General features: G+C 71.3%; 23 protein-coding genes. 11 read left to right on the top strand and 12 right to left on the bottom strand.

Annotation, left to right across the window (positions count from 1 at the left end; all coding sequences use genetic code 11):
- Positions 1 to 71: 71 nt before the first annotated feature.
- Entirely contained in the window at positions 72 to 1,178 is a 1,107-nt protein-coding gene (locus IE250_RS16760; protein ID WP_189670443.1) for an acyltransferase family protein, read from the bottom strand.
- Between the two features lie 153 nt (positions 1,179 to 1,331).
- Between IE250_RS16760 and mfd the strand changes: the two genes are divergently transcribed.
- The 6 genes from mfd (at position 1,332) to IE250_RS16730 (ending at position 9,481) form a co-directional block, all read left to right on the top strand.
- Positions 1,332 to 4,967, top strand: a complete 3,636-nt coding sequence (gene mfd, locus IE250_RS16755; RefSeq protein WP_189670442.1) for a transcription-repair coupling factor — start codon at positions 1,332 to 1,334, stop codon at positions 4,965 to 4,967.
- Positions 4,968 to 5,084: 117 nt separating this feature from the next.
- Complete coding sequence (locus tag IE250_RS16750; protein WP_189670441.1) at positions 5,085 to 5,999, top strand: ABC transporter substrate-binding protein; 915 nt, start codon at positions 5,085 to 5,087, stop codon at positions 5,997 to 5,999.
- Positions 6,000 to 6,171: 172 nt separating this feature from the next.
- On the top strand, positions 6,172 to 6,474 hold the full coding sequence (locus tag IE250_RS16745; protein ID WP_189670440.1) for a helix-turn-helix transcriptional regulator: 303 nt from the start codon (positions 6,172 to 6,174) through the stop codon (positions 6,472 to 6,474).
- Between the two features lie 14 nt (positions 6,475 to 6,488).
- Positions 6,489 to 7,742 carry a type II toxin-antitoxin system HipA family toxin gene (locus IE250_RS16740; RefSeq protein WP_189670439.1) on the top strand — a complete coding sequence of 418 codons (1,254 nt, stop codon included), beginning with the start codon at positions 6,489 to 6,491 and terminating at the stop codon, positions 7,740 to 7,742.
- Positions 7,743 to 7,815: 73 nt separating this feature from the next.
- Positions 7,816 to 8,619 (top strand): tryptophan 2,3-dioxygenase, encoded by an 804-nt coding sequence (locus IE250_RS16735; RefSeq protein ID WP_229872571.1) that lies wholly within the window; start codon positions 7,816 to 7,818, stop codon positions 8,617 to 8,619.
- Entirely contained in the window at positions 8,612 to 9,481 is an 870-nt protein-coding gene (locus IE250_RS16730; protein WP_189670437.1) for an amidohydrolase family protein, read from the top strand. The genes IE250_RS16735 and IE250_RS16730 overlap by 8 nt, the downstream gene beginning before the upstream one ends.
- On the opposite strand, the gene IE250_RS16725 is transcribed toward IE250_RS16730, so the two are convergent.
- Together IE250_RS16725 and IE250_RS24890 are read right to left on the bottom strand one after the other, a co-directional pair.
- Entirely contained in the window at positions 9,457 to 9,705 is a 249-nt protein-coding gene (locus IE250_RS16725; protein ID WP_189670436.1) for an SCO4226 family nickel-binding protein, read from the bottom strand. The two genes, IE250_RS16730 and IE250_RS16725, sit on opposite strands and share 25 nt — an antisense overlap.
- 49 nt (positions 9,706 to 9,754) lie before the next feature.
- On the bottom strand, positions 9,755 to 9,880 hold the full coding sequence (locus tag IE250_RS24890; protein WP_268247839.1) for a cupin domain-containing protein: 126 nt from the start codon (positions 9,878 to 9,880) through the stop codon (positions 9,755 to 9,757).
- 182 nt (positions 9,881 to 10,062) lie between these two features.
- On the opposite strand from IE250_RS24890, the gene IE250_RS16720 reads away from it, so the two are divergent.
- Complete coding sequence (locus IE250_RS16720; RefSeq protein WP_189670435.1) at positions 10,063 to 11,322, top strand: kynureninase; 1,260 nt, start codon at positions 10,063 to 10,065, stop codon at positions 11,320 to 11,322.
- Between the two features lie 82 nt (positions 11,323 to 11,404).
- Here IE250_RS16720 and IE250_RS16715 read toward each other — a convergent pair whose 3' ends face one another.
- From IE250_RS16715 to IE250_RS16675, 9 genes are all read right to left on the bottom strand, one after another.
- Positions 11,405 to 12,193: a serine hydrolase gene (locus IE250_RS16715; RefSeq protein WP_189670434.1), complete on the bottom strand. Its 789-nt coding sequence runs from the start codon at positions 12,191 to 12,193 to the stop codon at positions 11,405 to 11,407.
- A gap of 94 nt (positions 12,194 to 12,287) precedes the next feature.
- Positions 12,288 to 13,001, bottom strand: coding sequence for a type 1 glutamine amidotransferase (locus IE250_RS16710; RefSeq protein WP_189670433.1), 714 nt, complete (start codon positions 12,999 to 13,001; stop codon positions 12,288 to 12,290).
- A complete protein-coding gene (locus IE250_RS16705; protein ID WP_189670432.1) occupies positions 12,998 to 14,194 on the bottom strand; it encodes an ABC transporter ATP-binding protein in 1,197 nt (398 codons plus the stop codon). The genes IE250_RS16710 and IE250_RS16705 overlap by 4 nt, the downstream gene beginning before the upstream one ends.
- A complete protein-coding gene (locus IE250_RS16700) occupies positions 14,187 to 15,257 on the bottom strand; it encodes an ABC transporter ATP-binding protein (RefSeq protein ID WP_229872531.1) in 1,071 nt (356 codons plus the stop codon). The genes IE250_RS16705 and IE250_RS16700 overlap by 8 nt, the downstream gene beginning before the upstream one ends.
- Positions 15,254 to 16,141 carry an ABC transporter permease gene (locus IE250_RS16695; RefSeq protein WP_189670431.1) on the bottom strand — a complete coding sequence of 296 codons (888 nt, stop codon included), beginning with the start codon at positions 16,139 to 16,141 and terminating at the stop codon, positions 15,254 to 15,256. The genes IE250_RS16700 and IE250_RS16695 overlap by 4 nt, the downstream gene beginning before the upstream one ends.
- Positions 16,134 to 17,138: an ABC transporter permease gene (locus tag IE250_RS16690; RefSeq protein WP_189670430.1), complete on the bottom strand. Its 1,005-nt coding sequence runs from the start codon at positions 17,136 to 17,138 to the stop codon at positions 16,134 to 16,136. Before IE250_RS16690 ends, IE250_RS16695 begins: the two co-directional genes overlap by 8 nt.
- A 90-nt stretch (positions 17,139 to 17,228) precedes the next feature.
- Positions 17,229 to 18,818: a peptide ABC transporter substrate-binding protein gene (locus IE250_RS16685; protein WP_189670429.1), complete on the bottom strand. Its 1,590-nt coding sequence runs from the start codon at positions 18,816 to 18,818 to the stop codon at positions 17,229 to 17,231.
- Positions 18,819 to 19,111: 293 nt separating this feature from the next.
- Positions 19,112 to 19,789 carry an ABC transporter ATP-binding protein gene (locus tag IE250_RS16680; RefSeq protein WP_189670428.1) on the bottom strand — a complete coding sequence of 226 codons (678 nt, stop codon included), beginning with the start codon at positions 19,787 to 19,789 and terminating at the stop codon, positions 19,112 to 19,114.
- Positions 19,790 to 19,800: 11 nt separating this feature from the next.
- Positions 19,801 to 21,303, bottom strand: coding sequence for an ABC transporter permease (locus IE250_RS16675; RefSeq protein WP_189670427.1), 1,503 nt, complete (start codon positions 21,301 to 21,303; stop codon positions 19,801 to 19,803).
- Between the two features lie 289 nt (positions 21,304 to 21,592).
- On the opposite strand from IE250_RS16675, the gene IE250_RS16670 reads away from it, so the two are divergent.
- The 4 genes from IE250_RS16670 (at position 21,593) to IE250_RS16655 (ending at position 25,354) form a co-directional block, all read left to right on the top strand.
- A complete protein-coding gene (locus tag IE250_RS16670; protein ID WP_229872530.1) occupies positions 21,593 to 22,327 on the top strand; it encodes a nucleoside triphosphate pyrophosphohydrolase in 735 nt (244 codons plus the stop codon).
- Between the two features lie 44 nt (positions 22,328 to 22,371).
- Positions 22,372 to 23,652 carry a phosphopyruvate hydratase gene (gene eno / locus IE250_RS16665; RefSeq protein ID WP_189670426.1) on the top strand — a complete coding sequence of 427 codons (1,281 nt, stop codon included), beginning with the start codon at positions 22,372 to 22,374 and terminating at the stop codon, positions 23,650 to 23,652.
- Between the two features lie 185 nt (positions 23,653 to 23,837).
- Entirely contained in the window at positions 23,838 to 24,827 is a 990-nt protein-coding gene (locus IE250_RS16660) for a septum formation initiator family protein (protein ID WP_189670425.1), read from the top strand.
- 26 nt (positions 24,828 to 24,853) lie between these two features.
- Complete coding sequence (locus IE250_RS16655; RefSeq protein ID WP_189670424.1) at positions 24,854 to 25,354, top strand: DUF501 domain-containing protein; 501 nt, start codon at positions 24,854 to 24,856, stop codon at positions 25,352 to 25,354.
- Positions 25,355 to 25,402: the final 48 nt, after the last annotated feature.

Below are 25,402 nucleotides of genomic sequence, written 5' to 3'. Positions count from 1 at the left end.
CGTTGCTGAGTTCGACACAGTAGCAGTGAAGGCCACGCAAAAGGTAGATCCTGGCAAAAAGGAACACGCCGCTACTTTGCGGAGGATCCAGTCACTCGGTCGGGCGGGGCGAACAGCCAGCGTGCGCCGATCCGGGGCGCCAGGGAGCCCAGCCCCAGGCCGACGGCGATAGCCAGCACCCAGAGCGCGACCGGCAGCCACTGCGACTGAGGCGCCGGGATCCATACGGCGTTGCTGTACAGCAGGTACAGCAGGCAGTGCACCACCGGCGTATGCGTGACGAAAACCGGCAGCGTGCGCGCGCCGAGCCATTGCAACCCGAGTGACCTGGGCAGATACCGCGCACCCGGCACCCGGGAGGCCAGGGCGCTCACCGCTACCCCGGCCGGCACGCCCGCGACGTTGGCCAGCAGGTAGAACCCGGGGACATCGGCGAGGCCGAGCTCTCGCACCGCCAGCTGGATCCCGAACCACAGGGCGAGCGCGCCCACCGCCCAGTGCCAGGTGATCCGCTCGGCGAACCGTTCGAGCAGCGGCCGCAGGTGCAGCCCACCCAGGAAGAACAGCACGAACTGCGCGGTACCCCGCCACGCGATGCTCTCCGGCTCCCAGCCGGCCAGCGCCCACCCGCTCACCCCGGCGGCGGCCACCAGCTGCACCGGCACCGGGACGCGGCGCAGCGCCCGCGCGATCACGAAGAACGCGGCAAGGGTCCAGATGAACCACAGCTCGGAGCGGGGGATCAGCAGCGACCAGGCGAGGTCGTGCGCCAGGGTGCCCCAGTCGGCGTCCGCCACCTGGTAGTAGCCCGTGACCAGGCGGACCACCAGGGAGACCGGCTCCCACAGGACGAAGACCCAGGCGAATAAGAGCAGCTTGCCGCGGGCCAGCCGGGACCAGGGCACGGTCGTCCACTTCGCGGCGAACATGCCGGCGACCGCGAAGAAGAGCGGCATGCGCAGGCTGCGCAGCGTCTCGTTGACGTCGCGCAGGACGCTCACCTCGTACCCGGTGATCCACGTCCAGTTGGTCGCGTGGTAGAGCACGACGAGTCCGATGGCGAGGCCGCGGGCGGCGTCGGGCCAGGCGAGGCGGGCGGAGGTGCTCTGCACGACGGCGGCGTCGCGCCCCCGGAGGGGCGCGCCGGCGTGCCGCGGGGATCCGGACGGGGTCAACATCGCCGGACATCGTACGTGCGAGCGCGACAAAAGGGCGATAGATGGGCACTGTCAGTGCCCGGGAGTAGCCTGGGTCCAGCCCCTCACCAATGCCCCTACCCGGGTCATGTTCGTGATGGGCCCTTAGTCGTGCGCCCTCGAAGGACAGATTCCATGAACCTCACCGGCCTGCTTCCCGCCCTCCTGCGTGATCCCGGCGCGTCCGCCGCCGTCGAGCACGTGCGCGCCCGCGGCTTCGCGGACGTGGTGGGCCCGGTGGGCGTGCGTCCGCCCCTGCTGGTCGCAGCGTCCGAGCAGCGTCCGCTCGTGGTGGTCACGGCGACGGGCCGCGACGCCGACGACCTGGCCGCGAGCCTGCGCGGCTTCCTCCCGGAGGACCGGGCCGACGACGTGGCCGTGCTCCCCGCCTGGGAGACCCTGCCGCACGAGCGGCTCAGCCCCCGCGCGGACACGGTGGCCAAGCGCCTGGCGGTGTTCCGCCGGCTGGCCCATCCGGCCGAGGAGCACGGGCAGGCGGGCCCGATCCGGCTGCTGGTGATGCCGGTCCGCGCCCTGCTGCAGCCCGTCGTCGAGGGCCTCGGGGAGCTGGTGCCGGTCCAGCTCGACATCGGCGGCACGGCGGACCTGACCGACGTCGCCGAGCGGCTCACCGCAGCCGCCTACACGCGCGTCGACATGGTGGAGCGACGCGGTGAGTACGCGGTGCGTGGTGGCATCCTCGACATCTTCCCGCCCACGGAGGACCACCCCCTGCGCTGCGAGTTCTGGGGCGACGAGATCACGGAGATCCGCTGGTTCTCCGTGGCCGACCAGCGCAGCCTCGAGATCGCGGAGCGCGGCCTCTGGGCGCCGCCGTGCCGCGAGATCCTGCTGGACGACGCCGTCCGTCAGCGCGCGGCGGAACTGGTGGAGACCCTGCCGGGCGCGGTCGAGATGCTCGACAAGCTCGCCGCGGGCGTCGTCGTCGAGGGCATGGAGTCGCTCGCGCCGGTGCTGGTGGACCGCATGATCCCCGTCCTCGAGCTGGTGCCGGACGACGCGCTGCTCGTGGTCAACGAGCCCGAGCGCGTGCGTCGTCGTGCCCACGACCTCGTGGCGACCACCGAGGAGTTCCTCGCCGCGGCCTGGACGGGTGCCGTCGCCGGCGGTGCGACGCCGATCGACCTGTCCGCGGCGTCCTTCGCGACCTTCGCCGAGGTGCGCGATATCGCGGCGCGGCGCGGCCTCGGCTGGTGGACGCTCTCGGCGTTCAGCCAGGACACCGAGCTCGCCTCGCTGGGCGAGTCCTCGTCGGTCGAGCGTGTGGAGACCCCGGTCTCGACGAGCTCGACCAGCGATGGGGGAACCGTGTTCACGATCAGCGCCCGGGATGTCGAGTCGTACCGCGGCGACCTCGCGCGTGCGCTGGACGACGTGCACGGGCTGCAGGTCGCGAGCTGGCGGCTGGTGCTGACCACCGAGGGCCACGGACCCGCGAAGCGCATGACGGAGCAGCTGTCCGCGGTGGGTACCGCGGCCCGGCTGGCGATATCGCTCGAGGCGGAGCCGGAGCCCGGTGTCGTGCACGTCGTAGCGGGCGGCGTCGGCAAGGGCTTCGTGGCGCCCGACCTGCGGCTCGCCGTCTTCTCCGAGCAGGACCTGACCGGACGGGCCGGCTCGGGCACGCGTGACATGCGCAAGATGCCCAGCCGGCGGCGCAACGTCGTGGACCCGCTCCAGCTCAAGGCGGGCGACTTCGTGGTGCACGAGCAGCACGGTGTCGGCCGGTTCGTCGAGATGGCGCAGCGCACCATGGGCACCGGCGGCAACCGGGCCACGCGCGAGTACCTCGTGATCGAGTACGCGAGCAGCAAGCGCGGGCAGCCGGGCGACCGCCTGTTCGTGCCCACCGACCAGCTCGACCAGGTCACCAAGTACACCGGCGGGGAGTCGCCGTCGCTGTCCAAGATGGGCGGCGCCGACTGGAAGAACACCAAGGCCAAGGCGCGCAAGCATGTCAAGGAGATCGCGAGCGAGCTGATCCGGCTCTACAGCGCGCGGATGGCTACTCAGGGTCACGCCTACGGCCCCGACACGCCCTGGCAGCGCGAGCTCGAGGACGCCTTCGCCTACGTCGAGACCCCGGACCAGCTGGCGACCATCGACGAGGTCAAGGCCGACATGGAGAAGTCCGTGCCGATGGACCGCCTGGTGTGCGGCGACGTCGGGTACGGCAAGACGGAGATCGCCATCCGGGCAGCGTTCAAGGCGGTGCAGGACGGCAAGCAGGTCGCGATCCTGGTCCCGACGACCCTCCTGGTGCAGCAGCACTTCGAGACGTTCTCCGAGCGGTACACCGGGTTCCCCGTCAACGTGCGTGCGCTGAGCCGCTTCCAGTCCGCCAAGGAGTCCGAGGAGACGCTCGCCGGCCTCAAGGACGGTAGCGTCGACATAGTCATCGGCACCCACCGCCTGATCACCGGCTCCGTGGTGTTCAAGGACCTGGGCCTGGTCGTCATCGACGAGGAGCAGCGCTTCGGCGTCGAGCACAAGGAGACGCTCAAGCAGCTGCGCACCAACGTCGACGTGCTGGCCATGTCCGCCACCCCGATCCCGCGCACGCTCGAGATGGCCGTGACCGGCATCCGCGAGATGTCCACGCTGGCCACACCCCCGGAGGAGCGGCACCCCGTGCTCACCTACGTGGGCGCCTTCGAGGAGAAGCAGATCGCCGCCGCCCTGAGGCGCGAGCTGCTGCGCGAGGGCCAGGTCTTCTACGTGCACAACAAGGTGGAGACCATCCAGCGCACCGCCTCACGCCTGACCGAGCTCGTGCCCGAGGCCCGCATCGGCGTCGCCCACGGCAAGATGAGCGAGCACCAGCTCGACCAGGTCATCCGTGCCTTCTGGGAGAAGGAGCTCGACGTCCTGGTGTGCACCACGATCATCGAGACCGGCCTGGACATCTCCAACGCCAACACCCTGATCCTGGAACGCTCCGACATGCTCGGCCTGTCCCAGCTGCACCAGCTCCGCGGGCGCGTCGGCCGCGGGCGCGAGCGTGCGTACGCGTACTTCCTCTACCCGCCGGAGCGCCCCCTCACCGAGACGGCACACGACCGGCTCGCCACCATGGCCGCCCACACCGACCTTGGCGCCGGCATGCAGATCGCCATGAAGGACCTCGAGATCCGCGGCGCCGGCAACCTGCTCGGCGGCGAGCAGTCCGGCCACATCGCCGGTGTCGGGTTCGACCTCTACGTGCGCATGGTGGGCGAGGCGGTGTCCGCCTTCCGCGGCGACGCCGAGGAGGAGGCCCCCGAGGTCACCATCGAGCTGCCCGTCGACGCCCACCTGCCGGAGACCTACATCGCCACGGAGCGGCTGCGGCTCGAGGCGTACAAGAAGATCGCCACCGCGCACGACGAGGCGGCGCTCGCGGAGGTGCGTGCGGAGCTCATCGACCGCTACGGGGCGCTGCCCGACGTCGCGGGCGCACTGTTCGACGTCGCGGACTTCCGCAACCATGCCCGTCGCGCAGGCCTCTCGGACATCACCGCACAGGGCAAGTACGTCCGGTTCGCCCCCGTGAACCTGCCCGAGTCGGCCCAGCTCCGGCTCAAGCGGCTCTACCCGGGGACCATCCTCAAGCCCGCCATCCGGGCGGTCCTCGTGCCGTTCCCGACGACCACCCGGATCGGTGGGCGGCCGCTGCGGGGTACCGAGGTGCTGGCGTGGGCCCGGGGTCTCATCGACGCGGTGATATTCGCCGAGGTAGGGGCTGCGGCTAAGGTCGGGACGAACGTCTGACCTCGGACACGCCGCCGTGGGCTATGTGAAACTCGGATTCACAGCAACCGGGCCGGACCGTATAGGCTCCACCCGCGTAACCCGCTCCTTATGTCTTTATTGTGTGGAGGACCCCGCATGGCTCTCGGACACCGCGCGCGTGCGGTCATCGGCTCGATAGCGGCAACAGCCGCGCTCGGAGCCCTGATGACCGGCTGCTCGATCTACTCGCCGCAGCCGGCGGAGGGCGCCGGGCAAGCAGTCGAGGTTCAGGACGAGCTGCGCGCGCTGCTGCCCGGCGAGCTGCAGGCCGAGTCGACGCGCATCACGGTCGGCACGGAGTCGGGCTACCCGCCGTTCGAGTACACGAACGAGGCCGGCCGCATCGTCGGGTTCGAGATCGACCTGTTCGACGCCGCCTCGGACCGGCTGGGCCTGAAGTACACGGTCCGCGACATGGCGTGGGACACGCTGGTCGGCGAGCTGTATGCGAGCAACGTCGACGTGATCGCCGCGGCAATGTCGGAGACGCCCGACCGGCTGCTCCAGGCGGACTTCGTCGACTACTACAACGACAGCGACGCGATCATGGTCCCGGCCGGCAACCCGCAGGGCATCAAGACCCTCAAGGACCTGTGCGGCCGGACGGTGGCGGTTCTCGTCGAGACCACACAGGCGGACGCGCTCGCCGCGCTCAACGCCAAGCAGTGCAAGGCAAAGCCGGTCAAGGTGGTCGAGTTCGACACGGACGCCGATGCGCTCGCGCAGGTCGAGGCGGGCAAGGCCGACGCCGAGCTCACCCAGTGGTCCACCGGCGCCTACAACGCGAAGCAGGTCGGCTCCGGCGACGTCTTCGAGGTGGCGAACACCGAGATCATCAACCCGGGTCCGCTGGGCTTCATGTTCCTCAAGGGTGACGTCGAGCTCGTGCGGGCGTACCAGGCATCGCTGCAGAGCCTGATCGAAGACGGCACCTACGCCGAGATCCTCGAGAAGCACGAGCTGTCGATCGGTGCCCTGGACGAGGCCACCGTCAACACCCTGCAGCAGTGACGCACCGCTGAGATCGCGCACGACGGGCCGCCCCACATCGTGGGGGCGGCCCGTTCTGCTTTGCGGTGCGTCCTGCCCGGGGCGGCGTTCGTCCGCCGGCGCGAGAAATAGCGGTCAGCCTAGTGACCGTTACGCACTGCGTCGGATAGCCTGGTAACCGAAAGGAGCAGTCATGGCCAGAACATCCCTCCGTACCCGGCGCGACCTCGTCTCACTCGGCGACCACGTTCGCACCTGGCGCAAGATCCACGGCCTCACGGCCCAGCTCGTCGCTGACCGTGCGGGCATCACGCGCACCACCCTCCGGGCGATCGAGACCGGCACCGGGACCGTCAGCCTCGAGAACACGTTTGCGGTGCTGCGGGTGCTCGGCGTGGCCGATGCCGTCGTCGGGGCGACCGACCCGCTCACGACCGAGATGGGCAGGTTCCACGCGGAACGGGCCCTTCCGCAGCGGGTAAGAGTCCCAAACTGAGGAGTTGAGCGGCGTTGTCGATACATGTCGAGGTGGAGCTGCCCGGCGGGGGACAGGCCCGCGCCGGTGACCTCGACATGCACCTCAACCGGGGCGGTGCCCTGGTGGGCTGCACGTTCCGCTACGACGCCGCGTACCTCCGCGACCCGCGCGCGTACGCCCTGTGTCCCGAGCTGCCGCTGACGCCGGGCAACATCCCCTCGGGCAGCGACCGGCCACTGTTCGGCGTCCTCGCCGACTGCCAGCCCGACCAGTGGGGCCGCACCCTGCTGTTCAACGCGGAGCGCCGCGCCGCCCGTGCGGAGGGCCGCGGGTTCATGACCCTCACCGAGGTGGACTTCCTGCTCGGCGTGCAGGACGAGACTCGGCTGGGCGCGCTGCGCTTCTCGCTGGACGAGGGCAAGACGTTCATGGGACCGCCGCGCGCCGAGGTCCCCGACCTGGTGGACCTCCCGTCGCTGACCGCCGCCGCGGACGCCGTCGCGCAGCACCGGGAGACCGACCACGACGTGAGCCTCCTGGTCGCGGCCGGAACCTCGATGGGCGGCGCCAGGCCCAAGGTGACCGTGAAGGACACCGAGGGCGACCTGTGGATGGCCAAGCTGCCCGAGAGCGGCGACCGGTGGGACGTGCAGGCCTGGGAGTACCTGACCCTGCGGCTCGCCTCCGACGCGGGCATCGAGGTCCCCGTGGCGCGGCTGCACCGCATCGGCCCGACCCGGTCCATCCTGCTGACGCGCCGGTTCGACCGGCGGCCGGACGGCGGCCGGATCGGCTTCCTGTCCGCCGACAGCCTCACGCAGAAGGCGTTCTTCGAGGTCATCGACTACCGGACGCTCGCAGAGACGCTGGCGGACCATTCAGGCCGGCCGGCCACGGACGGGCACGACCTGTTTCGCCGCGTCGCGTTCACGCTGCTGGTGCGCAACGTGGACGACCACATGAAGAACCACGGGTTCGTCCGCCGCGCGGACGGCTGGTCGCTGTCCCCGCTGTTCGACGTGAACCCCAACCCGTTCGCCGTCGTGGAGTCGACGCCGCTGCGCCCCGGCGGCAGCCGCATCGACCGGGACGTGCGGGTGCTGCTGGCCACGGCGGACTCCTACGGCCTCCGGCAGGACGACGCCCGGCGCGTGCTCGCCGAGGTGGCGGCCGCAACGTCGGGCTGGTCGCGCATCGCACGCGACATGTCGCTCCCGGCCGAGGAGATCGCGCTGATGGCGGAGGCGTTCGAGAACCCGAACCGGGACGAAGCGCAGGCGGCCTGAGGGTTACGCTCCATAGGTGACTGGTAACACCCGGCCCATCGAGGCCTCCATCCGCACGGACTTCCGCGACGAGATGGACTACGGCTCCTACCTGGGGCTGGACGTGCTCCTGTCGGCGCAGCACCCGATGAGCGACCCTCCGCACCACGACGAGCTGCTGTTCATCATCCAGCACCAGACCACCGAGCTGTGGCTCAAGCTGGTGGTGCACGAGCTGCTCGCCGTGCGGCGGTACCTTGACGCCGACGACCTGTCCCGCGCCCTCAAGGGACTGGCCCGGGTGAAGCACATCCAGCGCACAATCACCGAGCAGTGGTCGGTCCTGGCGACCCTCACTCCCAGCGAGTACGCGGAGTTCCGGGGCTCGCTCGGGCAGTCCTCGGGCTTCCAGTCGCACCAGTACCGCGCGGTGGAGTTCCTGCTCGGCAACAAGAACGCCGGCATGCTCCAGGTCTTCCGGGACAAGCCCGAGGTGCACGCGCAGCTGGAGCAGCTGCTCGGCGAGCCCACCGTCTACGACGCGTTCCTGCGCCTGCTGGCCCGGCGCGGGCACGAGGTCCCGGCCGGGATCCTGGACCGCGACGTGACGCAGGCCTGGACCGAGCACCCCGAGCTGATCGCCGTCTTCAAGACGATCTACCAGGACCCGCATGCCTACTGGGAGCTGTACGAGGCGTGCGAGGACCTGGTCGACATCGAGGACGCGTTCCAGCTGTGGCGGTTCCGGCACCTGCGCACGGTGCAGCGCACCATCGGCTTCAAGACGGGTACGGGCGGCTCAAGCGGCGCCAGCTTCCTGAAGCGCGCGCTGGACCTGACGTTCTTCCCCGAGCTCATCTCGGTGCGCACCGAGATCGACGGCCCGCTCGGTGCCTGAGAGCGCGCCGGAGACGACGCTCCCGGGCGTCGTCGACCGCCACGTGCACCTGGGCCTGGTGGACCGGGCGCTGCTGGCCGGCGGCCCGGTCACGGAGGTGCACGACCTGGGCTGGGACCCGCGCGAGGTGAGCGCCTGGGCGGCCACGCCGCCGTCGGGCGTCCGGGTGCGGTACGCGGGGCCGTTCCATACCGCGCCCGGCGGATATCCCACCGGGCGGTCCTGGGCGCCGGACGCCGCGGTGCGGCACGTGGCCTCGCCGCACGACGCCGTCGAGGCGGTGGCCGACGTCGTGGCGGGGCGCGGCTTCGCGGTCAAGGTCGCCCTGCACGCGGGGATGGCCCTGCTGCCCGACGACGTCCTGCGCGCGCTGGTCACGGAGGCGCACTCGGCAGGGCTGCCCGTGCTCGTGCACGCGGAGGGCGACGGGCAGTCCCAGCGCGCGATCGACGCCGGCGCGGACACGCTGGTGCACGTGCCGTGGACGGAGGCGCTGTCGTCCGAGCTGGTCGCCCGGGCGGCCCACATGACCTGGATCTCGACTTTCGCGATCCACGACGGGCCCGGTGATCGGGCGGCCCTCGACCGGGCGCTTGGCAACGCGCGGCGGTTCGTCGCCGCGGGCGGCACGCTCGCCTACGGGACGGACATGGGCAACGGCCCGACGCCGGTGGGCGTGAACGAGCGCGAGATCGAGCTGCTCGGGCAGGTCGTCGAGGGGGAGGCGCTCCTGCGCGCCGTCCTCGGGCCGCCGTCGGCTCCTGCGCTCACCGCGCCGTTGCCCATGCCGGGTACCGCAGCCGAGCTGATCGCCTGGCTGCGGGCGTCCCGCCGCTGCTACACCTCCACCGGGACGGGGTAGACCTCGGTCGCAGGGTGGCCCGTGCGCTCGTGGATGCGCTTGACGGCGTCGGCGCTGGGCGCCTCCGAGACGCACCAGACCATCCCGGAATCCGGGTCGCCCCACGCCCTCTGGAAGTCGACCCCCTCGTCATCCTGGATGTCGAGGTCTGCCTGATGTGCGGCCCTCAGGGCCTCGTCGGTGATGCCATGCATCCCGTGGTGAACGTCCATGAACTTGGGCATGTCGAGAACCTCCTCAATGTCACCGGCGTGGCGCCGGACCTGCTGCGGATCAGGAACTCTTGGCGGCGCACGTGGGGGACGCCCCGAAGTCGACCGTGATGCATGGCTCGTCGCCGAGGACCCAGGCGTCGTGACCCGGCTCGACGCGCAAGCCCTTCGACCCCAGTGAAACCATGAGCAGCCTCCTCGATCGTCGTCGACCGGCGTGGTGCACTCCACGTTACGACTGGGATGCAGGTCCAACACTTCGAAGGACAGACCCCCGCGATCGTCGGAATTCGCGCGCGGAAGACCAAGCCGGACAAGCTCCGGGCACAGGACGTACGCTCGACCGAAGCCGACCGACCTGGAGAACGCGTGACCGACCTCGCCCCCTTTGCCGACCTGCCCTCGCGCTCGACCGTCGACCTCCCGGCCGGCCTGCGCGAGCGTGCCGCCGCGCTCGACGCCGCCGATCCGCTGGCCCGGTGCCGCGAGCTCTTCGCCCCGAGCGAGGGCCTGGTCGCCTACCTCGACGGCAACTCGCTGGGCCGGCCGCTGACCGTCACGCGTGAGCGGCTCGCGTCGTTCGTGGACGGGCCATGGGCAGCACGCCTGATCCGGTCCTGGGACGAGGGCTGGATGGACGCGCCGACCGAGCTCGGCGACACGCTCGGCCGGGTGGCGCTGGGCGCGGCGGCGGGGCAGACGGTCGTCGCCGACTCCACGACCGTGCTGCTCTACAAGCTCGCCCGCGCCGCGATCGACGCGCGGCCGGGGCGCAGCGTGATCGTCGCCGACACCGAGAACTTCCCCACGGACCGGTTCGTGCTGCAGGGCATCGCGGCCGAGCGCGGCCTGGAGCTCCGCTGGATCACGCCCGACGCGGAGGCCGGCGTGACGCCAGAGGACGTCGCGGCCGCCGTCGGGCAGGACACCGCGCTCGTGCTGCTCAGCCACGTCGCCTACAAGTCCGGCTATATCGCGGACCTCCCCGCGATCACGCGGCTCGTGCACGACGCCGGGGCGCTCGTCCTGTGGGACCTGTGCCACTCGGCGGGCGCGGTCCCGCTGAACCTGGACGCCGACGGCGTGGACATCGCCGTCGGCTGCACCTACAAGTACCTCAACGGCGGGCCGGGCTCGCCCGCCTTCGCATACCTGGCCGCGGGGCTGCAGGACGAGGTGCGCCAACCGGTCCAGGGCTGGATGGGGGCCGCCGACCCGTTCGCGATGGGCGCCGACTACGAGCCCGCGACCGGGATCCGGCAGCTGATCAGCGGCACGCCGCCGGTGATCGGGATGCTGCCGATGCGCGACATGCTCGCGCTCGTCGAGGAGGTGGGCATGCCCGCGGTGCGCGAGAAGTCGCTGGCGCTGACCGGGTTCGCGATGGCGGTCGCCGACGAGCACCTGGCCGGCGTGCGCGTGGCCTCGCCGCGCGACCCGGAACGCCGGGGGAGCCACATCATGCTCGACCACCCGGACTTCAAGCGGGTGGTCGCGGAGGCGTGGGCCCGCGGCGTGGTTCCGGACTTCCGGCCGCCGCAGGGGCTGCGCGTGGGGCTGTCGCCGCTGAGCACGTCCTTCACGGAGGTCGCGGAGGGCCTCTGGGTGATCCGGGACCTGCTGGGCTGAAGGCCCCTTTGGTTGTGGGCGCGATCGTTGCCACTACCTGCCCGTTCTAGGCGCAACGATCACGCCCACAACCAGGGGGTTGTCAGGCCAGCGCGATCGCCAGCGCGCCCAGGGACTTGAGGGTCTCCTCGGCGGACTGCTCGTCGTAGCCGCGCGTGCACACGGCGATCACCAGGGCGCCCGGCCCGGGTTCGCCCACGAACGCGACGTCGTGCCGGATGCCGTCCACCCAGCCGGACTTGGAGCCGAACGGGACGCCGTGCGGGACGGCGGCGGTGAGCTGACGGTCGGTCTGGCGGCCGAGCAGCTCGCACATCCACGCGGTGCGCTCCCGGCTCGCGAGCCCGCCCGTGACCACGGCGGACATGAGACGGTACAGGTCGGCCGCCGTCGTGCGGTGCGAGGCGCCCGCCCGCTCGGCGGCCAGGTCGGAGTACTTGCGGCCGAAGACGGACCTCGTCGCGCCGGCGTCGGCCAGCGCCAGGTTCACCGCGGGCAGGCCCATGCGCTCTGCCACCATGTTGGTGGCCTCGTTGGAGGAGACCGTGATCATCCGGCCGATCACGTCGCCGAGTGGCATCGAGGCGCCGTCGGGCGGGAGGCCGCTGTCGATGTCGTCAGGCTCGATCGTGTACTCGCCCGCGCCGGGGACCTGCGAGGTGAACGTTCGGGTCACGGTGCAGGTCTCGTCCAGGCTCGCCGTCCCGGCGTCGAGCTCGCGCGCGGCCGCGACCAGCACGGCGAGCTTCACGGTGGAGGCAGCGTAGAAGTCCAGGCCGTCCTGGCGCGCGGCGAGCACCTCGCCCGACGCGCGAGCGATCCGGTAGGCCACCACCGGCACCCCGTCGCTGTGCGTCCCTGTCGACACCATGTGCGTTACACCTATCGCCGTTTCTCGCCCTGCCGAGATAGAACCGCAGCGAAGTAGAACTGTGGCTCCGCTGCAGTTCTATCTGGCCCTGGTTCTACTTCGCGGTCGCGTGGACGACGCCCGCCCAGGCGAGGGCGATGGCGCGCGCCTGCGCCTCGTTCTCGGCCGCATGGACCAGCGCCGCCTCGGCCAGTGCTGTCCGGTTGATGCCCTGCTCCGAGAGCGCCGCCTCGTTCCAGGTCGCCACGCGCTCCGGCCGCACCTCCGGGTGGAACTGCAGTCCCCAGGCCAGGTCACCCACGCGGAACGCCTGGATGGGGCAGTCCCCGCTGGTCACCAGCAGCGTCGCCGACGGCGGCAGGGTGGTCACCGAGTCCTCGTGGTTCTCGATCATCCACAGCGGCTCGTCCGGCACACCGGGCAGGCCGCCGAAGATCGGGTCGTCGGCCGCGGCCGGCAGCACTGTGAGCGGGCACATGCCGCGCTCCGTCTCGCCGGACTGTGCGGTCACGGTGCCGCCCGTGACCTGCGCGAGCAGCTGCTCGCCGAGACACAGGCCGAGCAGCGGAACGCCGTCGGCCACGGCCTCGGTAGTGAGCCTTCGCTCGCGCGCCAGGAAGGGGTGGTTGACGTCGTCGTCCGGCATGAAGCCGCCGCCCAGCAGGACCACGCCCCCGAATCCGTCGAGCGTCTCGGGCAGCTCGGCGCCGGGGACGAGGACGGGGTCGAGTTTGGCCTCGGGAAGCCACTGCTCGAGCCGACCCATGGAGCTGCCGGACGAGTTCAGGACCACCAGAACACGCGTCATGCCTCGACCCTAGGGGCCACCAGCTCTCGCGCGAAGTGGCAGGCGGCGACGTGGGCCGCCGGGGCGCCGATCGCAGGGCCGGCGCGGCCCGCGCCCGGGTGGGCGACCAGTGCGGGCGCCTCCTTGTCGCACACCGGCGGCACGAGCCGCAGGCCGGCGTCCGGGCGGTCGGTCGGCGGATAGGAGGGGATCGGGTCCGGCCGCGCCTCCGGCAGCCTCGGCGCCAGCCAGCAGCGAGTGTGAAACGGGCAGCCCGACGGCGGGTCCACGGGGGATGGCGGGTCGCCGTCCAGCACTATCGCGCCTCCGCCGACGCCGACGCCGCTGGTCGAGCCGATCGAGATCCGGGTCTCGACCGGCTCGACCGACGGACCAGCCAGCCGCACCGACGGGTCCGGCACGGGCACCGCCGACAGCAGCGCCTGCGTGTACGGGTGCTGGGCGGCGTCGTACACCTCGGCCTCCGGCCCCTGCTCGACGATGCGGCCCAGGTACATCACGGCGACGTCGTGGGCGATGTGCCGCACCACGCCGAGGTCGTGCGCCACGAACAGGTACGACAGGCCCAGCTCTGCCTGGAGGTCCTCCAGCAGGTTGATGACCTGGCCCTGTACTGACACGTCCAGCGCGGAGACCGGCTCGTCGCACACCAGGATCTTGGGCCGCAGGGCGAGCGCGCGAGCGATCCCGACACGCTGCCGCTGCCCGCCCGAGAACTGGTGCGGGTACCGGTTCGCGTGCTCGGGGTCCAGGCCGACGAGCTCCAGCAGCTCGCCCACCGCGGCCCGCCGTCCGCCCGCGGGGTCGACGCCGTGGATCGCGAACGGCTCGCCCACGATCTCGCTCACCGGCATCCGGGGGTTCAGCGACGTGTACGGGTCCTGGAACACCATCTGCACGTCACGGCGCAGCCGCTTGCGGCCGGCGCGGGACAGGCGCGTGACGTCCGCGCCGTCCACGAGCACCTCGCCCGACGTCGGCTTCTCGATGCCGACCAGCACGCGCGCGAGCGTCGACTTGCCCGAACCGGACTCGCCCACCAGCCCCAGGGTCCGCCCCCGGTCCAGGCGGAGCGATATGCCGTCGACCGCCTTCACCGCGCCCGTCGAGCGGCGCAGTACGCCGCGCGGCACCGGGTAGTGCTTGACGAGGTCGCGCACCTCGAGCACGGGCCCCGCTTCGGGCTCACTCATGGTCCCCTCCGGTGTCTCTGCCGACGACGCCGGGCTCGCCGTCCGGGCCCGGGCCAGTCATGGTGTCCGCCGCGAAGTGGCACGCTGACGTGCGGCCCTCGGCCGGTGTGGCCGGCGGCGGCACCTCGGTGCGGCACACGTCGCGGACGGCGTCGCAGCGCGGGTGGAACGGGCAGCCCGCCGGCATCGCGGCGGGGCTCGGCGGGCGGCCGGGGATCACGGGCAGGCTGCCTGTCCCCGATGCGGACGGGATCGAGCGCAGGAGGGCCCGCGTGTACGGGTGCGCGGGCGCCGCGTAGAGGGGCACCACGGGTGCCTGTTCGACGGCGCGGCCCGCATACATGACCGTGACGTCGTCGGCCACGCCGGCGACGACGCCCAGGTCGTGCGTGATCAGCACGAGCCCCATCTGCCGCTCGGCCTGGATCTCGGCGAGCAGGCGCAGCACCTGCGCCTGGACGGTCACGTCGAGGGCCGTGGTGGGCTCGTCCGCTATGAGCACGTCGGGGTCCATGGCCAGCGCCGACGCGATCATGACGCGCTGGCGCATGCCGCCGGAGAACTGGTGCGGGTACTCCTTGATACGGGCCTTCGCGTTCGGCACCTTGACCATGTCGAGCAGCTCGACCGCCCGCCTGCGGGCGTCACCGCGCGACAGCCCGCGCCGCGCACGCAGCGCCTCCGTGAGCTGGTAGCCCACGGTGTGCACGGGGTTGAGCGCGGCCAGCGCGTCCTGGAACACCATCGCCACCTGGTCGCCGCAGCGCGCGCGGTGCTCCTTGCGGCTCATGGCGAGCAGGTCGGTGCCGGCGAGGTGGACCGTCCCGCGCGTCACGCGGGCCGTGTCCGGCAGCAGGCCCATCACGGCCAGCGACGACACGGACTTGCCCGAGCCGGACTCGCCGACGATCGCGAGGGTGCGCCCCGCCTCCACGCGGTAGGACAGCCCGTCGACTGCGCGTACCGCGCCGTCGGGTGTACGGAACTCGACGGCGAGGTCGGTGACCTCCAGGAGGGCGTCGCTCGATGCGGGGCTCGTGGCCGCGTTCATGGCGGGGCTCATGCCGTGAGCCTCGGGTCGAGGGCGTCGCGCAGGGCGTCGCCGAGCACCACCAGGGACAGGACCGCTGCGACCAGGCAGATCAGCGGGGCGAGCAGGATGTGCGGCGCGCCGCCGAGCACCCACTCGGAGCCCTGCGAGATCTGGATTCCCCAGCTTGTCGCGGGCGGGCGCACCCCGATACCCAGGAACGACAGCACGGCCTCCGTACCGATGACCGCCGCGATCGAGGTCGGCACCAGCGCCGTGACCGGGCCGATGGCGTTGGGCAGGACGTGCCGGAACATGATCCGCAGGTCCGAGGCGCCCAGCGAGCGGGCGGCCGTGACGTAGTCCAGGTTCTTGGCCTCCAGCACGCTGGCGCGGACGTACCGGGCGTAGCCCATCCAGCTGAACAGCGTCAGCACGACCGCAGGCAGCAGGATCACGCTGAACGTGCCGGCGCCCAGGTCCACGTTCTTGAACAGGGAGAGCAGGAGCAGCGCCGCCAGCAGCAGCGGTACGACCAGGAACACCTCGATGGTCCGCGAGATCAGGTAGTCCGCCCAGCCCAGGTAGTAGCCGGCGAGCAGGCCGAGCGTGACGCCGATCAGCAGGGAGACGCCCACCACGACGAACGCGAGCAGCAGGGACGGCCGCACGCCGGCCACCATCGTGGCGAGCACGTCGCAGCCGAGCGCGTCGGTGCCCAGCGGGTGCGGCGTGCCCCAGCCCTGCGGGTCCAGCCGGGCCTCGCGGATGGCGCACGCCCGCGGGCTCGTCGCGGTGAACAGCCGCGGGAACGCGGCCATGATCGCGAAGAGCAGGACTATCAGGGCCGCGACGATCACGTCGGGCCGACGGCGCAACGTGCGCCAGGTGGCGGAGACGAGGCCGACGTCATTCATAGCGGATCCTCGGGTCGAGAAGGGCGTAGGCGATGTCGACGACGATCATCACCACGACGGTCACGGCGGCCAGCAGCGTCACGACCGCGATCACGAGCCCGACGTCGTCGTCGCGCACCGCCTGCCACAGCACGCCGCCGATGCCGTAGATGTTCATGATGCCCTCGGTGATGACTGCGCCACCGAGCCCTTCCACGAAAGCCAGCCCGACCGCGGTCACCACGGGTACCGAGGAGTTGCGCACCACGTGGTGGAGGACGACGCGCCGCTCGGCCAGGCCCTTCGACCGCGCGGTGCGCACATGGTCGCCCTGGTAGGACTCGAGCTGGCTGGCACGCACCAGGCGGATGAACGCCGCGGAGCCGGCCAGGCCCAGCAGGATGCCCGGGACGATGATCGTCGCCCACGGGTGGCTCGAGTCGAAGGACGGCTTGAACCAGTACGGCGGCCACGAGTTCTCGCCGAAGGTCTGCTCGGACCACCGGTTCAGCGGCACCGCGACGACGTACCGGTAGACGACGAGCAGCACGAAGACCGGGAACGCGTCGATGAGGACGGAGCTGAGCCGGATCCCGTGGTCGCCGAACGAGCCGCGCCAGCGTGCTGCTGCGGAGCCGAGCAGCATGCCGAGGGCGAGCCACGTGACCAGCACGACGCTGAACAGCCGCATCGTGTTGGGCGCCGCGGCGGCGACGATGCCGGAGATCTCGCGGCCGCGCAGGTTGGTACCGAGGTCGCCCTGCGCGTACTGGCCGAGGCGCTCCACGAACGGGCCGAGGCAGGGGTTGCCCGGCTGGTCGAAGCAGGGGTCGTCCAGGTTGAAGCGCTGCTCGACGGACGCGATCTGGGCCGGCGAGGCGACGCGGTCACCGAAGAACGCCTGCGCGGGGCTGCCGTTGAGCTGGATGGCGACTGTCGTGAGCAGGTGCAGCACGAACATCACGAGCAGCAGCGTGCCGAGCGCCTGCAGCAGGCGCCGGAGAACGTAACGACCCATGCCTACCTTCCGCTGGTCTTGTTGTGGGCGTGACCCTTGCGCCTAAGACGGACACGTAGTCGCAACGGTCGCGCCCACAACAAGAGGGGGTTACTCGGTGATCTCGATCTCGCGCAGGATCGGCGCACCCGAGAACGGGTTGAGGGTCACGTTGTCGAGCCGCTCGCTGTAGTAGGTGGCGCTGAAGCTCCATCGGAACGGGATGGTTGGGAACTCCTCGGCGAGGATCGCCTCGGCCTCCTGGTAGAGGACCACCGCCTCGTCGAGCGTCCGCGCGCCCGCGGCCTCGTCCAGCTTGTCCTCGAACTCCTTGCTGTACCAGCCCCAGTGGCCCGCGCCGGGCTCGCCCGAGGCGTAGAAGCTCAGGTAGTTCTCGTTCAGCGGGTAGTCCGGGAACCAGTTGTTCCGGAACATGCCGTCATACCCCTGTGCCGAGCGGGAGGCGAAGTAGTCCGGGTCCACGTTGAGCTCGTACGGGATGCCGAGCACCTCCTCGATCGAGTTGCCGATCGCGGTGAAGTACTCCACCTCCGCCTCGTCGTCGCCCAGGCTGATCTGCAGCTTCTCGCCCTTGGGCCAGCCGCCCGCCTCCTCCAGGGCCGCCTGCGCGGCCTCCGGGTCGTAGGTGCACCACTCGCAGGTCCCGGCCTCGCCCCCGGGGACGCCGCCGGGAACCACCCAGGAGTCGGCAGGGGTCGCCTGACCGCTGCCGAGCGAGGAGATGATGCCCTCGCGGTCGATCGCCATCGAGATCGCCTTGCGGAACTCGATGTCGTTCCACGGGCCCTCCGTATAGCCGGAGAAGCCGATGAACGTCAGGGCCGAACCGGGGCGCTCGACGTAGCGCTCGGCGAGCTCGGGGTCGTTCGCCGCCGCCTCGACCTCGGCTGTCGGCGGGAAGGACAGGTCGAGGTCGCCGGTCTGGAAGTCTGCCCAGCCGGCGGTCTCGCCCGCTGCGTACTCGGTCCAGTGGATCGCGTCGTAGTCCGGGGTCTCGTCCAGCGGGTAGTCGGCCCACTTCTCCGCGGTCAGCTCCTGGCTCTGCTGCCAGTCGGTCACCTGGAACGGGCCGTTGCCGATGGGCTGCTTCGCGCACGCCTCGACGTCGTCCAGGCACTCCTGGGCGATCGGGAAGAAGCCGGTGTAGCCGAGCATGGTCGCGAAGCCGGCGAAGGGCGAGCTCAGGGTGACCTCGAGCGTCAGGTCGTCGATGACCCGCAGCCCGGACAGCTCGTCCACCGCGCCCGGCGTGGTGATGTTGCCCTCGTCGTCGGTCTCGGGCTGCATCTCGTCGTAGCCCTCGACGATGCCGAAGAAGTAGTTGGAGTACAGCGCGTTGTCGCCGTCGGCCGTGTAGTTCCACGAGCGGGCGAACGCCTCGGCGTCGACCGGCTCGCCGTTCTGGAACGTCAGGTCCGGCTTGATCTTGATGGTCCAGACGGTGTTGTCGTCGCCTGCCTCGATGGACTCGGCCACGTAGTTGTACGGCTCAGTGGTCTCCGGGTCGTACCGGACCAGGCCGTCGTAGACGACGTCGAGAATGCTGATGTTGTCGTAGCTGCCCGCGTCGCCCGGGAACAGGGTCTCCATGTCCTGGCTGATCCAGGTCTCCAGCGTGACCGGTCCGCCACCCTGGGGCTCGGTGTCGTTCGGGCTGCACCCGGCGACGGTCAGAGCCACTGCCGTACACGCAGCGCTATACGTAGCGATTGCGCTGAGCCGCGTCGTTCGTCCTGCTCGTGCTTGCCTCACTGCTTGCCTCCCCCATGTCGGCTCCCCCCCGTCTTTGGGGACGGGGAGATTTGGACCATATCGCCACAGGGGGCCGGTGGCTTGGAAACTCGCGTAAACCAGGAGGGTCCGCTTCCAGAACGCGATCCGGCACGCATCGGGCGGCTGGCCCATGCCGGATCGCGTTCTGGAAGCGGACCTTCCTGCGCCGCTCCGGGAGCGGGCAGGCGGGCGTCAAAGGGCTAGGCCGCCGTCAGGTCCTTCACCGTTCCCTTCGCGATGCGCAGCCGGCGGGGCGTCCGGGCCGCGACCACCGAGTCGTGCGTGACCAGCACGATCGTCAGACCCTGGTCCTTCCACAGGCCCACCATGAGGTCCACGATCTCGTCGCGGGTCTCCTCGTCGAGGTTGCCCGTGGGCTCGTCGGCCAGCAGCACCTTCGGGTTCTTCACGAGCGCCCGCGCGATCGCCACGCGCTGCTGCTGCCCGCCCGACAGCTCACCGGGCAGGTGGTCGCCCCGGTCGCGGAGGCCCACCGACTCCAGCGCGGCCACCGCCCGCGCCGTCCGGGTCTGCCGCGCGATCTTGGACGGCACGAGCGCCGTCTCCACGTTCTCCAGTGCGGTGAGCGTGGGGATGAGGTTGAAGGTCTGGAACACGAAGCCGATGGTGTCGGCCCGCGCCGCGGTCAGCTGCGTGTCGTTCATCCCGGCGAGGTCTGCCCCGTCGAGCTTGACGGTGCCCGACGTCGGACGGTCGAGCCCGCCCAGCATCTGCAGCAGGGTGGACTTGCCACCGCCCGTCGGCCCCTGGACGGCGACCAGCTCGCCGTCGCCGATGGTCAGGGACACGTTCTTGAGCGCGCGCACCACGCGCTTGCCCTGTCGGTACGTCTTGGTCAGGTCGTCGATCTGATACATGGGTCTACCTTTCAGGCGAGGGAACGGAGGGCTTCGGCGGGGCGCAGCCTCGCGGCGCGCTGCCCGCCGACGACGCCGGCGAGCAGCCCGCCCAGCACCGCCAGGCCGACGGCGGCCAGGACTATCCACAGGCTCACCGGCGCCTGGAGCACGATGTCGACGGCGTTGCCCGCAGCACCGGCCAGAGCATCGGAGCGGTCGCCGAAGGCGCCCCCGCCCGGCGCGGCGTCGCCCTGGACCGTCGCGCCGTCGGGCGGCGCCTGCCCGGACGGACCGCCCATGGTGAAGCCGCCGCCCGAGGCGCCGCTCAGGGTGATGCCCGCCAGGTTCACGGCCCACACGGCCAGCGCGCCGAGGGCGAGGCCCACGGCGCCTCCGATGAGGCCCTGCACCACGGATTCGCCGGCGACCTGACCCACGACGCGGCCCTTGCTCCAGCCGATTGCCTTGAGGGTGCCGAGCTCGCGCGTCCGGCGGTTCACTCCGGAGACGGTGAACAGGATCGCGAGGCCGAAGGCCGCCGCCAGCACGATGACGCTCAGCCAGGTGCCGAGCGTGCCGATCAGGTTGGACGCCGTCGAGAGGGATCCGGTCACGCCCTCGGCGAGGTCGGACTGGGTGCTCACCGACGCGTCGGGGAGCTCGCTCTCGATCGCGGCGGCGACGGCGTCGACGTTGTCTGCCGAGTCGACCTGCACGTAGACGTCGGTGACCTGGTCGGCGAGGTCCGCGAGGGACTGGGCCGTGGCGAGCGGGAGGTAGGCGTCCGACGCTGTCGCGACTCCGTCCCCAGTCGTGGACGAGACCGTGCCCACGATCTCCAGGTCCTTGCCGCCCACCGTGATCTCGTCGCCGACGGCGAGCTCCTGCTGCGCGGCGTACGTGGCGTCCAGGACGGCGACGTTCTTGTCGCCCGCCTCCAGCGTCCGGCCGTCGGCCACCTCGGCGGTGGTCAGCGGCCCGACGGCGGCGGCGTCGGGGTCCACGCCCGTGACCGTGAACTGGTCGATCTCGAAGGACGATCCGCCCGACGATCCCTCGCCGGAGCCGTCCGGACCCATCTCCATCGTGACGGGGCCTTCACTCGGGTCCGGCATCTCGCCGGTGAAGGACATGTTCTGCAGGTCGAGCGTCGCCGCGACGCCGGACACGTGGTCCAGGCCGGCGACGGTCTCCAGGGCGGTGGCGTCGAACGACGTCGACCCCATCGCGGTGCTGAGGCGGTCCTGCGCGAGGTTGCGCGTGCCGTCCTCGCTCGCCTCGCCGTCCTCCGCGCCGAAGTCGAAGCGGCCGGGGCCGCCGCCCTCGCCGGGCCCCTCGGCGGGCTGGGTGACGGTGATGTCGGTGCCGACGCCGTAGACCGACTCGAGCACCTCGGACTGGGCGTCCTTGACGCCGGTCGAGATCGCGTTGACGACGATGACCAGCGCGATCGCAACTGCGAGACCGATCGCTACCACGACCGTCTGCTTGCGTCGGTTGCGCAGCTCTCTGCGCAGATAGGTGAAGAACATGGGCTCCTGCCTGGGGTCTGGAGGGGACGTGCGGGGGACGTTGGTGTCCGCGCAGACCACCGCACGGGCGGTGGCGCCACGCCCAGGGGAGGGGGCGAGCGGGCGGGCGGATAGCACCGCGGGGCGGTCTGCGCCGGACTATCAGGACGCTAGGTGGGCCGGCTGTGGTGGCCCTGTCGCCGACCTGTGGTGACCCTGTGAACCGCAGATGTTCGAGCACGTCGCAACCGACGACGAGGCCCACCCGAATCGCGTGCGCCAGGTCGTGGTCCGCCCGTAGGTTCGTCCCGTGGACAAGCTGCAGCACGTGATCGCCGTCATGGACCGCCTCTACTCCCCGGGCGGCTGCCCGTGGGACCGCGAGCAGACCCACGAGTCGCTCGTCCGCTACCTCCTGGAGGAGGCGCACGAGCTCGCCGAGGCCATCGAGGCCGGAGACCGGGCGAACATGCGCGAGGAGCTCGGCGACGTGCTGTTCCAGGTCCTGTTCCACACGCGCATCGCGGCCGAGGACCCCGATGAGCCCTTTGCCCTCGACGACGTCGCCGGCGACCTCGCGACGAAGCTCGTCCGCCGCCACCCGCACGTCTTCGAAGCGGCGGACACGCCCGAGGAGGCCGGGATCAGCAGCATGGACGTCCTGGCTCGCTGGGAGGACCTGAAGAAGACGGAGAAGGCGCGCGCCTCGGTCCTCGAGGGCATCCCGCTCGCGCAGGGCGCGCTTGCCCGCGCGCAGAAGGTGGTCTCGCGGGCGACCGGAGCCGGTCTCCTGCCCGCAGTGCTCGACGACGGCGACGCGGTGCCGGGAGGCGAGCGGCCGGCGTCGAGCAGCGGGGGTCCAGCCGACGGCGTCGACGCAGGCGACGCGGCCGTGCGCTACGGGCGCGAGCTGCTTGCGATCGTGGCGCGCGCGGAGGCCGACGGGGTCGACGCCGAGGGCGCCCTGCGCGCGACGTCCCGCGCGCTGGAGGCTCGCGTCCGGCATGCCGAGACGGGGGAGGCTGCCTCGGCGGAGCGGCACTAGTCTGGGCGCGTAACCTCCGAGCAACATCCTTAGAAGGAGACCCCGTGGCTAGCATCGAAGCCGTTGGAGCACGCGAGATCCTCGACTCGCGCGGCAACCCCACCGTGGAGGTGGAGATCGTCCTGGACGACGACACCTTCGCCCGTGCGGCGGTCCCGTCCGGCGCATCGACCGGCGCGTTCGAGGCCGTCGAGCTGCGTGACGGCGACAAGGGCCGTTACCTGGGCAAGGGCGTCGAGAAGGCGGTTGCGGCCGTCAACGACGAGATCGCCCCCGAGCTGGTCGGATACGACGCCGAAGAGCAGCGCATCATCGACCAGGCGCTCCTCGACCTGGACGGCACCCCGAACAAGGGCAAGCTGGGCGCGAACGCGATCCTGGGCGTGTCGCTCGCCGTCGCGAAGGCCGCCGCGAAGAGCGCGGGCCTGGACCTGTTCCGCTACGTGGGCGGCCCGAACGCGCACGTTCTCCCCGTGCCGATGATGAACATCCTCAACGGCGGGTCCCACGCGGACTCGAACGTGGACATCCAGGAGTTCATGGTCGCCCCCATCGGTGCCCCGACGTTCCGTGAGGCACTGCGTACCGGCACCGAGGTGTATCACTCCCTCAAGTCCGTGCTGAAGGAGAAGGGCCTGAGCACCGGCCTGGGCGACGAGGGCGGCTTCGCGCCGAACCTCGGCAGCAACCGCGAGGCGCTCGACCTGATCCTCGTCGCCATCGAGCGGGCCGGCCTCAAGCCGGGCACCGACGTCGGCCTCGCGCTCGACGTCGCCGCGACGGAGTTCTTCTCCGACGGCGTGTACGCGTTCGAGGGCGGCAAGAAGACGCCTGAAGAGATGATCGAGTACTACCGGGCGCTCGTCGCCGACTACCCGCTGGTGTCCATCGAGGACCCGCTGTCCGAGGACGAGTGGGACTCGTGGGGCCAGCTCATGGGCGTCGTGGGCGACAAGGTGCAGATCGTGGGCGACGACCTGTTCGTCACCAACCCGGAGCGCCTCGCCAAGGGCATCGAGCTCAAGTCGGCGAACTCGCTGCTCGTGAAGCTCAACCAGATCGGCACGCTCACCGAGACGCTGGACGCCGTGACGCTGGCACAGCGCAACGGCTTCACCACCATGACCTCGCACCGCTCCGGCGAGACCGAGGACACCACCATCGCCGACCTGTCCGTGGCGACCAACGCCGGCCAGATCAAGACCGGCGCCCCGGCCCGCGGCGAGCGCATCAACAAGTACAACCAGCTGCTGCGCATCGAAGAGGCGCTCGACGAGGCCGGCACCTACGCCGGCCGGTCGGCGTTCCCGCGCTTCCAGGGCTGAGTCCCGGCGCGCTCTCGCTGAGCTGTCAGGCACGCGCGGACGTGTCAGACGTACCGGTCACCCAGGTGGCCTCTACGTCTGACACGTCCGTTGGTGTCTGACGACCTTCTGTTCCACAGTTTCGACACACGGCGCGCCGGAGGTAATGCCGATACAAAGGACCGGCGAATCGGCACAATCGACCCATGCCTTCCTCACGTCGCCCGGCGCGGCCCTCGGGTTCGGCGCGCGGCTCGGGCGCGCGCCCGTTGTCGACCGCTCGGGCGGGTTCGGGGGCGGGCTCCTCGGGCGCGAAGGGCGCCAAGGGCACGACGCCGTCGAAGCGCAAGGCCGCGTCGAAGAAGCCGTCCGGGTCGGCGGCGAAGGGCTCGGCCGCGAAGGGCTCGGGGGCGAAGGGTGCCGCCGCGAAGGGCACGGCCAAGGGCTCCGCCGCGAAGGGTGCCGCCGCGAGGGGTGCCACGGCCAAGAAGCCAGGCACGACGTCACGCACAACGGCTGCGAAGTCGTCGGCGGTCCGGTCCCCGTCGGGTACGCCGGTCGCTCGCAAGCCCGCTTCGCCGTCGGCGAGCCGCCGCAACGCGGTGCCCCGGAGTGCCCCGGCACGGCCTACTGCCCGCTCGGCCGGCGCTGCGCCGCGCAGCGCGCGTCCGACGGCGGGCGGCGGGGCGAAGCGACCCGCGCAGCCACGTCGGCGTGCAACGGCTACGGCCACCGGCAGTGTCGCGCCGCCCGCTCGGCAGCCGCGCGGGGACCGCAAGCGTGGCAGCTTCGGTCTCGTACTTCCCGAGGTGCTGACGGTCCGCGCCATGGTGCTCTCCGTCGTGGTGCTCCTCGCGGTGGTGCTGCTGCTGCCGACGGTGCGCGCCGTCGTCACGCAGCAGGCCGAGCTGCGCGAGCTGCGGTCCGAGCTCAGCGAGCAGCAGGAGCAGAAGGCGGAGCTCGAGACCGAGCTGGCCCGCTGGGACGACCGGTCGTACGTGATCGAGCAGGCGCGGTCGCGCCTGAGCTTCGTCATGCCGGGGGACAAGGTGTGGCGCACGCTCGACGCCGACTCGGTGGAGCAGGAGGAGCCGGAGGCCGGGCCGGTGGAGCCGTCGCCCGGAGCTTCCGAGGAAGCGGCCGACCCCTGGTACACGAGCGTGTGGGACTCCATACGGATCGCGGGCGGGGACTAGCTCCTGCCCTGAGAGACAATGGGGCAGTGAACACCGCGACTGAGACCGTGTCCGACGACGACCTCCGCGTCCTGGCCGAGCAGCTCGGCCGCGAGCCGCGCGGCGTCGTGGGGATCGCGGCGCGCTGTGTCTGCGGCCGCCCGACGGTGGCGCGCACAGCGCCCCGGCTGCCCGACGGGACGCCGTTCCCGACGGTCTTCTACCTGACGCACCCCGGCGCGGTCGCCGCAGCCTCGACGCTGGAGGCGAACGGAGTGATGAAGGAGATGACGGCGCGGCTCGAGTCCGACGAAGAGCTCGCCGCCGCGTACCGGAAGGCGCACGAGCACTACCTCGCACAGCGCGAGGCCATCGCCCATGTCGAGGAGATCGACGGCATCTCCGCGGGCGGCATGCCGACGCGCGTCAAGTGCTTGCACGTCCTCTTCGCGCACGCGCTCGCTGCCGGACCGGGTGTCAACCCGCTCGGTGACGAGGCGCTCGCGCTGGCCCGGGACACGTGGCGCCCGGACCGCTGCACCTGCTGAAGCCGGCGCAGTCCTGGTTGTGGGCGCGACCGTTGCGACTACGTGTCG

This window comes from Promicromonospora soli (assembly GCF_014653785.1).
GTDB classification, from domain to species: domain Bacteria; phylum Actinomycetota; class Actinomycetes; order Actinomycetales; family Cellulomonadaceae; genus Promicromonospora; species Promicromonospora soli.
The sequence above is the reverse complement of the archived record's forward strand: the minus strand, read 5'-3'. Positions and strand labels throughout refer to the sequence as shown.